This window comes from Parafrankia sp. Ea1.12, from assembly GCF_900465275.1.
Taxonomy (GTDB): domain Bacteria; phylum Actinomycetota; class Actinomycetes; order Frankiales; family Frankiaceae; genus Parafrankia; species Parafrankia soli.
Genome location: NZ_UBIZ01000237.1, coordinates 1 through 10,262 on the forward strand (window position 1 = coordinate 1; position 10,262 = coordinate 10,262).

Genomic DNA, 10,262 nt, shown 5'->3' on the forward strand with positions numbered 1-10,262 from the left:
CGTCAAGAAACCCGGCGAACCCGCCTCGACCCGCCACCCAGGCCCGCCAACGATCCGGCTCCACCCCCTCGCCCCACGCGCAGCATGACCAGATCCCAGCAAGATCAAACTACGCTTCACGGCATTGGGTCCTGCACCGCTGAGCACGCTCAGATCATCGTCTCCGATTGTCGACGGGAAGAGGAACGCCCCATGTCCACCAGGACGCACATAACGCTGAACAACGGGGTCGAGATGCCCGCGCTCGGTCTCGGTGTCTTCCAGACCCCGCCGGAGGAGACCCGGTCGGCTGTTGAGGCGGCACTGTCGGCCGGTTACCGGCACATCGACACCGCGGCGGCCTACGGCAACGAGCGGCAGGTCGGCGAGGCCGTCCTCAAGTCCGGCGTCGACCGGACCGACGTCTTTCTGGAGACCAAGATCTGGATCAGCGACTACGGCTACGACCAGACCCTGCACGGCTTCGAGAAGAGCGCGCGCAAGCTCGGCGTCGACCAGATCGACCTGCTCATCCTGCATCAGGCGCTGCCGTCGGAGTTCGACAGGACCCTGGAGGCCTACTGCGCCCTGGAGACGCTGCTCGCCGACGGGAAGGTCCGCGCGATCGGGGTCAGCAACTTCATGGTCGAGCATCTCACCGCTCTGCTGGAGCGGGTGAGTGTCGTCCCCGCGGTGAACCAGATCGAGGTGCACCCCTACTTCACCCAGCGCGAGGTGCAGGCGATCGACACCAAGCACGGCATCCTCACCCAGGCATGGTCACCGATCGGTGGAATCACGTTCTATCGTCCCGGTAGCCATGGCAGCACCCTGCAGGACCCGGTGATCGGTGAGATCGCACGGGCGCATGGCAGGACGCCGGCGCAGGTGATGCTGCGCTGGCACCTGCAGCAGGGCCGGTCGGCGATCCCGAAGTCGACGCGACCGGAGCGGATCGCGGAGAACCTCGACGTGTTCGACTTCGAGCTGACCGACAAGCAGCTCGCCGCGATCGACGGCCTTGACGCCGGCCGGCGCGGCGGCCCGGAGCCCAGCGACATCACTCTTGCGACCTTCAGTAAAGCGATCCCCGAAGCCTGATTACCCCACTTCATCCTGTGAGGCCCCAGAACTCGGATCGAAAATCACAGGAGGTTGACGCGTCGCAGCCATGCGTCGACGTCGGCGCCGGCTTGCGCGACTTCTTCGCCGCGTACCGCCAGGCCCGCCCCGATGGTTGCGCCGGGACATGAGGCGGCGTAGTCGCCTTCTGTGGTTCCCAGTCCACTCATGGCATAGGTCGTGACCGGAAGCACGGTCTTGCCGCTGAAGTCCAGGCTCCCCGTGAACGTCGACATGATCATCGGCGCTCTGACATTCCAGATCGGGCTTCCCAGCAGAATCGTGTCGTACCGCTCGATCGAGCGCAGGGGGTTGGCGATGGCCGGGCGTGCGTCGGCGTTCTGTTCACGGACATTTCGCCCGACAGTCTGCTCGTAGTCGTCCGGGTATGGGTCGGCCGGCTCGATGCGGTGAACGTCGCACCGGACCCGCGTGCTGATCATGCCAGCCAGCGCCTCGGTGTTTCCGACGTCAAGGTGATTACGCCCGCCGTAGTAGTAGTTCTCGCCCGCCCGGGAGAAGTAGGCCAGCAGAACGGACTGCTCCGCCGGGGCCGGCGTCGCGGGCCGTGCCGAGGGTGAGGACGCTGGCCGACCTGGCGAGGGCGCGGAACATCCGCTGACGGGGACACCGGCCAGCACCGTCGCTCCTGCGCCGAGCGCGCCACGCAGGAGCGACCGGCGCCCGAGCACGGCCGGCCTCTGGCTACCAATGTCCGTCCTCATCGGCCGGTGCTCGGCGCGCGGCTGCGCGAGCCATGCCGTTTCGTGTACTGAGCCCCACCCGTGCTCGACAGGCCCAGGCCCAGGCTCGGCGCCGCGGCCCTCCTCGTGCTCCATGAGGCTCCCTAACGTTGCGGATGGACGATGCCGCGGGTCAGCGCCCGGGCGGCGTCCGACACAGAACTGCCCGGGTCAGCCGATCGAAACCGCCCGCCGGACGCGGCTGGGAGTCCCGGTCGTGAGGGGTCCCGGCAGTACCTCCCACCACCGGTGGGCGTCGCCGTACCGTCGGGCCCATGGACAACCGCGCCGAGGTTCGCGACTTCCTCGTCGGCCGGCGCGCCCGGATCAGCCCCGAACAGGCCGGACTGGCCACTTTCGGTGACACCCGTCGGGTTCCCGGCCTCCGTCGCGGTGAGGTCGCCCACCTCGCCGGCGTGAGCGTGGAGTACTACACCCGCCTTGAGCGCGGAAACCTCGCCGGCGTGTCCGAAACCGTGCTGGACTCCCTGGCTCGGGCGCTACACCTCGACGAGGCCGAGCGCGCCTACCTGTTCGACCTCGCCAGGACCGCCACAGGCCCCGCACGACCGGCACGACCGGCACGGGGAAGCCAGCATGCCCGGGTGCGGCCCAGCATCCGCCGCGTCCTGGACGCCATCACCGGCGCGCCGGCCTACGTACGCAACGCGCGCATGGACATCCTCGCCGCCAACGACCTCTGCTTTGCCCTTTACGTCGACATCCTCACTCCGCGGACCCTCCCGGTGAACTTCGCGCGGTTCCTGTTCCTCGACCCCCGGGCCACCGACTTCTTCATCGACTGGCCCACCGTCGCCGACGCCGCCGCCGCGGGCCTGCGCGGTGAAGCCGGCCGCAGCCCGCTCGACCGTCAGCTCTCCGACCTCATCGGGGAACTGGCGACCCGCAGCGACGAGTTCCGCATCCGCTGGGCCCGCCACAACGTCCGCCTCCACCGCACAGCCGTGAAACGACTACGTCACCCGGTCATCGGCGACATCGAACTGACCGGCGACGCCATGGAACTACCCGCGGACGCGCTCACCCTCATCACCTACACCGCCAGCCACGCCGCGGCCCAACAGCAACTCGACTTCCTGGCCAGCTGGACCGGCGACCAGCGTCAATCCCGGCCAGGCGGCCCCCCGGCGGGAACGACGATCCCGCCGACGTCGAAGTCGAAAGACCCGGCCGAGCCGTCGCACTGACGGCGACGGACTGGCGTAACAGCACGGCCGGAGAACATGTCACCCTCCCCGCCGCCCGCGTGAAGTCGACATCGCTCCTCCGGCGACCTGGCCTTGTCGTCAATCCTGTCGAAGGACCCACCATGGAATACGCCAACCTCGGAACCTCCGGGCTGAAGGTCAGCCGTATCGCGCTCGGCTGCATGAGTTTCGGCAGGCCCGGCACGGGCCGCGACTGGGCGCTGGACGCCGACGCCGCCAAGCCGATCTTTCAGCAGGCCGTCGACCTTGGCATCACGCTGTGGGACACCGCCAACACCTACAGTCGGGGGACGTCCGAGGAGATCACCGGTGAAGCCGTGAAGCGGTACACGAGCCGCGACCAGGTCGTGATCGCGACGAAGCTGTTCGCGCCGATGGGCCCCGGACCCGGCGGCCGGGGCCTTTCGCGCCGCGCCGTCTTCGAGCAGCTCGACGCGTCGCTGCGACGGCTCGACACCGACTGGATCGACCTTTACCAGATTCACCGATTCGACCCGCACACCCCCGTCGAGGAGACGATGGAGGCCCTCCACGACGCCGTGAAATCGGGCAAGGTTCGCTACCTGGGCGCTTCCTCGATGTGGGCCTGGCAGTTCTCCAAGCTGCAGTACACCGCACAGCTGCACGGCTGGACGAAGTTCATCTCCATGCAGGACCAGTACAACCTCGTCGCCCGCGAGGAAGAGCGCGAGATGTTCCCGCTGTTGTCGGACCAGGGCGTCGGCAGCCTGCCATGGTCGCCGCTCGCCGCCGGCCTGGTGACCCGGCCGTGGGGTGACGCGAGCACGACCCGCGGAGCGCTGAACCCGACGGCCGACGCGTCCGGCACCCCGCTGTTCCTCGACAGCGACCGCGGGACGGTCGACGCGGTCCAGCGCATCGCCGAGGCACGGGGGACCTCGATGGCGCAGGTGGCGATGGCGTGGGTGCTGCGCAACCCTGTCGTGACCGCCCCGATCGTCGGAGCGACCAGGTCGCACCATCTCGCCGACGCCGTGGCCGCGCTCGACATCGATCTGGGTGAGGACGAGGTCACCGCTCTGGAGGAGAGCTACACGCCGCGCAGGCCGACCTACTACGGCTCCGAGTCGGGGTACTGAGCCTGTGACCGGATTCCGTCCTCGACGCACAAGGAGCTGATGCCGATGCAGACCTGGTTGATCACCGGCTGTTCCACGGGCCTGGGCCGCGCGCTCGCGCAGGCCCTGCTCGATCATGGCCACAACGTGGCCGCCACAGCCCGGGACGTCGCCCACGTGGCCGACCTCGCCGAGGCGTATCCCGGCCGTGCGCTCGCGCTCGCGCTCGACGTCACCGATGGTGCGCAGGTCACGCGCGCCGTCCAGCAGGCCGAACAGCGGTTCGGTGGTGTCGACGTGCTCGTCAACAACGCCGGCTACGGGTATCGGGCGGCGGTCGAGGAGGGCGACGAGGACGACGTCCGCCGGCTGTTCGCCACCAATTTCTTCGGTGCGGGTCGATGGTCAAAGGTGTGCTCCCGGGCATGCGCGCGCGACGGCGTGGCGCGATCGTCAACATCTCGTCGATCGGCGCGCGCATCTGCCCGCCGGGATCGGGCTACTACTCGGCGACCAAGGCGGCGCTCGAGGGCCTGACAGGCTCGCTGCGCAGAGAACTCGGGCCGCTCGGCATCCACGCGATCGTCGTCGAGCCCGGTGCCTTCCGGACCGACTTCGCGGGCCGCTCTCTCCAGCAGGCCGCGACGCCGATCGCCGACTACACTGACACGGCCGGGCGTCGCCGCAAGGAGCACGACATGACGCACGGCACCGAGCCGGGCGATCCGGCGAAGGCCGCCGAGGCGATCATCGCCGCCGTCGAGTCGGCGTCGCCCCCCGCGCTGCTCGTGCTCGGCCAGGACGCCGTGCGGCTCTTCCGTGACACGCTGGAGGGCCAGCTCGCTGAGCTGACGGAGTGGGAGAAGACCAGCCTCGCCACCGCCGTCGACGCCTAGGCCGTACCGCCGTCCATCCGGACCGACGGATATCCGTCCAGGTCACGAGGGCTCCGCCATCGTCATCAGCACGCAGACGCCACTGACCCGACCGGGCTACCGGTCGGGTCAGTGGCGTCTGGTCGAGTCAACCGACATCGACCGATTGCCCCCGGGCGAGCTGGCAGATCACCTGCCCTGATGCGTTGACCACGGCAGGGTCCCTCGCTATGGTACTTACATACGTCCAAGTGTTCGTATATAAGAACATTGCGTATGAGAACATCGCGTATAAGAACAATCGGTGGCTGATGGACCGAGGTCGGCCTGCCGAGTCCGCGTAGACCGTCAGGCCACGGATTTGACTCCTGGGTTCTCGTGTCCGGGCCGCGGCCGGGCGCGAGAACCCAGATCACAGCTGCTGTGCCGCTTCTGATCCTCTGGGCGGGCGCCGAGGGTGAGCCGGTAACCGCTGCCTCTGGCGCTGCTTCGTTCCCTGCTGATGTTCTTCAACGCCTGATACGGGATCCACGGAGTGCGGAAGGAGTCAGTCGACCGGGTCATGGTCGTCGGGCGTCCAGGTGCGGGGTGAAGCCCGCGGTGCCCCACTGTGGCCGGAACTGTTGACACAGATCCTTCACGGGCCCGGGTCGCATCCAGTGCGGCTTACGAGGAGAAGAGGACGTCATGGTCATTGTTGTGACTGTCGAACCGTGGGCGAGAAGCCCGGCACCTGACTCTGCGTCCGCCGGTGGATCTGATTTCTGCTTCCGCTTATCTGTGGGTAATCGCACGTCGGCGCAGGCGTCATCCGTCGCCATCGGCAGCGTGATGTAGTGCAGAGAGATGCTCTGGTTGCAGAGAGTAGGCGAGGTTTATGTGGCGTAATCATCCTCGTCGCCGCAACGATACTGATGCATCTGGTCCACTCGCCGTCGCCGTATCTTCTCGGCGGCCTGATCGGCGGTGCCGCGTTCTCGCTCGCGTTCAGAGCGCCATGGCGGTTTCCTGAGCCGGCGCGGCATTTCGGCATGGCGCTGATCGGGGTCAGCGCGGGCGCGCTGATCGACTCCGATGTGATCCGGCGGATAGCCAGCCAGCCCGTTGAGGTACTCGGGGGGGTCGCCGTCACACTGGTCTTTTCGATGGCGACGGGCCTGGTTCTCATTTTGTCGCCGAAGGTTAACCTGGCCACGGCGGTCTTCTCCTCGATGGCGGGCGCTGCCTCCGGCGTGTCGGCCATGGCCAAGGAGCTGGATGCCGACGACGCGATCGTCTCGGCCATCCAGTACGCGCGCGTGGTGGTTGTCGTGGTTTCGCTGTCGCTGGTTGCGCCGATCCTCGACCGCTCCGGGAGTCTCGCTCCGGCCGATCGCGGGCCCGCTGCCGTCGAACCCGTCCTGTGGCAGAGCCTCGTGTTCACGGCACTGTGCATGGGAGTCGGCCTGCTCCTCGCGCAGGTCCTTTCCTTCAGCGGCTCGCGGTTGGTCGTCCCGATGCTGCTCTCGATGGCGGTTGCGCTGGTGGTCTCCGTCCCGCTTGCCGTCCCGGAGCCGCTGCTCGATCTCGGTTACACCATCACCGGGCTTGCCGTTGGGTTTTCTTTTACTGCCGCCACGATCCGCCTGTTGATACGGCTGTTCCCGTTGGTGCTGGTGCAGTTGGTTCTGAGCGTCGGGGGCTGCGCCGTGATCGGAATCGTGTTCGCCCGGGCGGTCGAAATTTCGGACCTCGCTGGATACCTGGCGATGACCCCAGGCGGTCTCCCGGCGGTGACGGCTGTCGCGGTCCAGTCCGGCGCGGAGGTCGGACTGGTCATCACGATGCAGCTCGTACGGGTGTTCGCCGCCATCCTGAGCGCGTCGCTCATTGGCATCCTGGTCAGGCGCCGGAGCCGGCTGACGGGTGCCTGACCATCCCGGTCCACCCATCGCCGGTGATCCTATGTGCGTACAGATATTCATATATGCGAACTCTGCGCTAGGTTGGAGTGAGAGGCCTTGTCAGGGTTGTCGCCGCGGCCCCAGGAGGACGCCATGAGCTTTCCGTCCGTAAGACACGTGACACCGTCCGTCCGCGTCTTCGCCGGCGAGGGCGCGCTCGCCGCGCTGCCTCGTGAGTTCGACCGCGCGGGGATCCGGCGGGCGGTCGTGTTCTGCGGGGCCTCGATGCGCCGTCACACCGAGGCGGTGGCAAGGGTCGAGTCGGCGCTTGGCGACCGGCTCGCCGGATGGTTCGACGGAGTCCGCGAGCACAGCCCGCTTCCCGCGGTCGAGCACGCGCGCGAGGTCCTGGAGGCGACCGGGGCCGACGCCGTGGTGGCGCTGGGCGGCGGGTCCGCCATCGTGACCGGCCGCGCAGCCAGCATCCTGCTGGCGGAGAAGGTCGACGTTCGCGATGTCTGCACCCGCCGCGTCGACGGCCGGCTGGTCAGCCCGAAGCTCGACACACCGAAGATCCCCCAGTGGATCATTCCGAGTACTCCGACCACGGCCTACGCCAAGGCGGGAAGCGCGGTGCGGGACCCGGAGACCGGGGAGCGGCTGGCCCTGTTCGACCCCAAGACCCGCGCCGCGGGCGTGTTCATGGATCCCGTGATCGCCGGCACCGCGCCGGTGTCGCTGGTGCGGTCATCTGCCCTGAACGCCTTCGCCATGGCCGTTGACGGACTGCAGTCGGACACGGACGATCCGCTCGCCGACGCGCTGCTGGCGTATGCGCTCCGCCTGTCGAGGGAGTGGCTGCCGCGCCTCGACGTCGCCTCGGACGGGGAGCCGCGCCTGCGCCTCATGTTCGCCGCGCTCCTCGCGGGCCAGGGCAGCGACCACACGGGCGCCGGCCTGGCCCAGGCGCTCTCGCACGCGGTCGGTCCGCGCTCCACGGTGGCGAACGGGACGGTCGAGGCGATGCTCCTGCCGCCCACGATGCGTTTCAACGCCCAGGTGACGAAGCGGCGCCTCGTCCAGGTCGCGGAGGTCCTCAGTGGCGGACACCGGCCTGACGATGGTGCGGCCGAGGCGATCGACGCCGTCGAGCGCCTGCTCGCGGCCGTCGGTGTGCCACGCCGCCTGCGCGACGTCGGGGTTGATCGCGCGGCCCTCCCGGAGATCATCGAGCACGCCATGGACGACTGGGCCGTCACCCGTGTCCCGCGCCCGGCGACCCGGGAGGATCTCGAGGCGCTTCTCGACCGCGTCTGGTGAGGGCCTCCCGGGGAGGTCCGGGACTTCTGCTGACGCTTGGGACCAGGTAAGCTTGTTTCGTACTTACGAACGAATGTTCGTTAATGCGGCGACGTGGGGATGTGAGGCGATGGCGGCGGCCGGCCGCACCTCACGGGACGCGACGGTCGTCGTCCCGGGCGGCGCCGAACCAGAGGAGGTACGCGGGATGTCACTGGGCCTGGTCACTGTCGATCTTCAGGGAAGCGTGGCGGTGGTGGAGATGCACCGACCGCCGAACAACTTCTTCGACGAGGCCAGCCTCCGCGAGCTGGCTCAGACCCTGCTGCGCGTCGACGCCATGCCCGAGGCGCGCTGTGTGGTGCTGTGTGCGGAGGGGCGGCACTTCTGCGCGGGCGCTGATCTGCGCGACGTCGACGCGGACGGACTGCGTCGGGTCTACCGCGAGGCGTTCACCATCTTCACCGCGCGCAAGCCCGTTATCGCCGCCGTACAGGGCGCCGCGATCGGTGGTGGCCTCGGGCTGGCCCTGGCCGCCGACTTCCGGGTTGCCGCCGAAAACGCGCGGTTCAGCGCGAACTTCGCCCGGCTGGGCTTCCACCAGGGCTTCGGTCTCTCGGTCACCCTGCCGGCGGCTGTCGGGTCACAGAAGGCGCGCGATCTGCTGTACACAGGTCGCTCGGTCAACGGTGCTGAGGCGCTCGCGATGGGGCTGTGCGACCGGGTCACGGCGGCCGACCCGCGGGAGGAGGCGCTGGCCTGGGCCCATGACGTCGCCCTGTCGGCGCCGCTGTCCCTGCTGTCGATCAGGTCGACCCTGCGGCGTGAGCTCGTGGCGCGGGTGTCGGCGGCTCTCGACCAGGAGGCTGCCGCGCAGGCGGTCCTGCTCGGGACCGACGACTTCCGGGAGGGAGTCCAGGCTTCAATCGGCAAGCGGGCACCGTCCTTCACCGGAGCCTGAGCGGGTGTTGCACCGAGGTCGGGGTTAAATATGGCCATGACCGATCATCCGTCCCCGAAGCTCGACGGTGCTCCGCAGAACCACCGGACGATCGACCGGGTTACTCGCATCCTGGAAGAAGTCGTTTACAACCCGGGAATGACGTTTGTAGAGCTGGTGCGGGCGCTGGACGCTCCGAAAAGCTCTGTGCACGGCTTCGTTCGAGGGCTTCTCGCCGCAGGGTGGGTCTATGAGGACAACCACCGTTTCTACCTGGGCCCCGCGCTGTACGGTCTGACGCTCGCCAGCGGCAGCTTCCGTGCCGGAATGGTGACCGACGGCGACGTGGCCGCGCTTTATGAGGCGGCGGGTGTCACGGTCTTCCTGGGCGTCCAGGCCGGAGACCACCTGATCTACGTGTCCGAGTTCGGTGCGGACAGGCTGGCGGGTTTCGCGGCGCGGAACAACATCCGCCGTACCATGCTGGGGACGGCCGGTGGCAAGGCGATTCTCGCCGCGCTTCCCGCCGCCCAGCGGGACGCGTACCTGCGCCGACGGAATCCGGACGAATCCGCGCTCGTGGATCAGTTCCTCGCGGAGTACGAGGACATCAGGAGAACGCGGATAGCTCGGAACACGTTGCATGGTGGTACGCGCTTCGCCATCGCCACCGTCGTGTCGGGCCAGTCGGGCGAGCCGGTCGCCGAGGTCACCCTGGTGGGACCCAGTACAGAAATGCTGCCCCGGGAAGAACAACTGGCAGACCTGCTTCTCGGGCACGTCGACTCGTGGCGGCGGCGAGTGCCCGGAAGCGCCAAGAAGCAGGGTCGAGCGACCGGGCGGTGAATTTCTGATCACAGACGACCGGTTGCCGGTGACGGTCGGGGGGATCGCAGAGATCGTGCGCTGTGAACCACCGGGATCGTTACCGTCACTGGTTTACAGTCGAATCGGGAGTATTTGTGTCTGTTCATGCTCGGTCCGCTCGTGCTCGCCGGTCGTGTCTGGCTGTTCCGGCTTCGAACGTGAAGATGTTGGGTAAGGCGCAGGGGCTTCCTGCCGACCAGATCTTCTGTGATCTGGAGGACTCGGTCGCTCCGGGGGCGAAGGAGT

At 68.1% G+C, this 10,262-nt stretch carries 8 protein-coding genes and 2 pseudogenes; 9 read left to right on the forward strand and 1 reads right to left on the reverse strand.

Annotation, left to right across the window (positions count from 1 at the left end; all coding sequences use genetic code 11):
* Positions 1–192: 192 nt before the first annotated feature.
* The gene (locus FMEAI12_RS09700) at positions 193–1,080 is read left to right on the forward strand and encodes an aldo/keto reductase (protein ID WP_112105761.1); all 888 of its coding nucleotides are present in this window, start codon (positions 193–195) and stop codon (positions 1,078–1,080) included.
* A 44-nt stretch (positions 1,081–1,124) separates the two neighbouring features.
* Here the strand turns inward: FMEAI12_RS09700 and FMEAI12_RS09705 are convergent, their stop codons facing one another.
* Complete coding sequence (locus FMEAI12_RS09705; RefSeq protein WP_235013857.1) at positions 1,125–1,826, reverse strand: flavodoxin; 702 nt, start codon at positions 1,824–1,826, stop codon at positions 1,125–1,127.
* Positions 1,827–2,119: 293 nt separating this feature from the next.
* Here FMEAI12_RS09705 and FMEAI12_RS09710 point away from each other — a divergent pair, with 293 nt between their 5' ends.
* The 8 genes and pseudogenes from FMEAI12_RS09710 to FMEAI12_RS37955 form a co-directional block, all read left to right on the forward strand.
* Positions 2,120–3,052, forward strand: coding sequence for a helix-turn-helix transcriptional regulator (locus tag FMEAI12_RS09710; protein ID WP_112105762.1), 933 nt, complete (start codon positions 2,120–2,122; stop codon positions 3,050–3,052).
* Positions 3,053–3,174: 122 nt separating this feature from the next.
* Positions 3,175–4,173, forward strand: coding sequence for an aldo/keto reductase (locus FMEAI12_RS09715; RefSeq protein ID WP_112105763.1), 999 nt, complete (start codon positions 3,175–3,177; stop codon positions 4,171–4,173).
* A 45-nt stretch (positions 4,174–4,218) separates the two neighbouring features.
* A pseudogene (locus tag FMEAI12_RS09720) lies at positions 4,219–5,048 on the forward strand (oxidoreductase).
* An 815-nt stretch (positions 5,049–5,863) separates the two neighbouring features.
* Positions 5,864–6,940: an AbrB family transcriptional regulator gene (locus FMEAI12_RS09725; protein WP_112105764.1), complete on the forward strand. Its 1,077-nt coding sequence runs from the start codon at positions 5,864–5,866 to the stop codon at positions 6,938–6,940.
* Between the two features lie 123 nt (positions 6,941–7,063).
* Entirely contained in the window at positions 7,064–8,230 is a 1,167-nt protein-coding gene (locus FMEAI12_RS09730) for an iron-containing alcohol dehydrogenase family protein (RefSeq protein ID WP_112105765.1), read from the forward strand.
* Between the two features lie 187 nt (positions 8,231–8,417).
* Positions 8,418–9,170 carry an enoyl-CoA hydratase/isomerase family protein gene (locus FMEAI12_RS09735; protein WP_112105768.1) on the forward strand — a complete coding sequence of 251 codons (753 nt, stop codon included), beginning with the start codon at positions 8,418–8,420 and terminating at the stop codon, positions 9,168–9,170.
* A 30-nt stretch (positions 9,171–9,200) separates the two neighbouring features.
* Positions 9,201–9,995 carry an IclR family transcriptional regulator gene (locus tag FMEAI12_RS09740; protein ID WP_112105766.1) on the forward strand — a complete coding sequence of 265 codons (795 nt, stop codon included), beginning with the start codon at positions 9,201–9,203 and terminating at the stop codon, positions 9,993–9,995.
* Positions 9,996–10,111: 116 nt separating this feature from the next.
* Positions 10,112–10,262 (forward strand): annotated as a pseudogene (locus tag FMEAI12_RS37955) (CoA ester lyase); the annotation flags it as partial.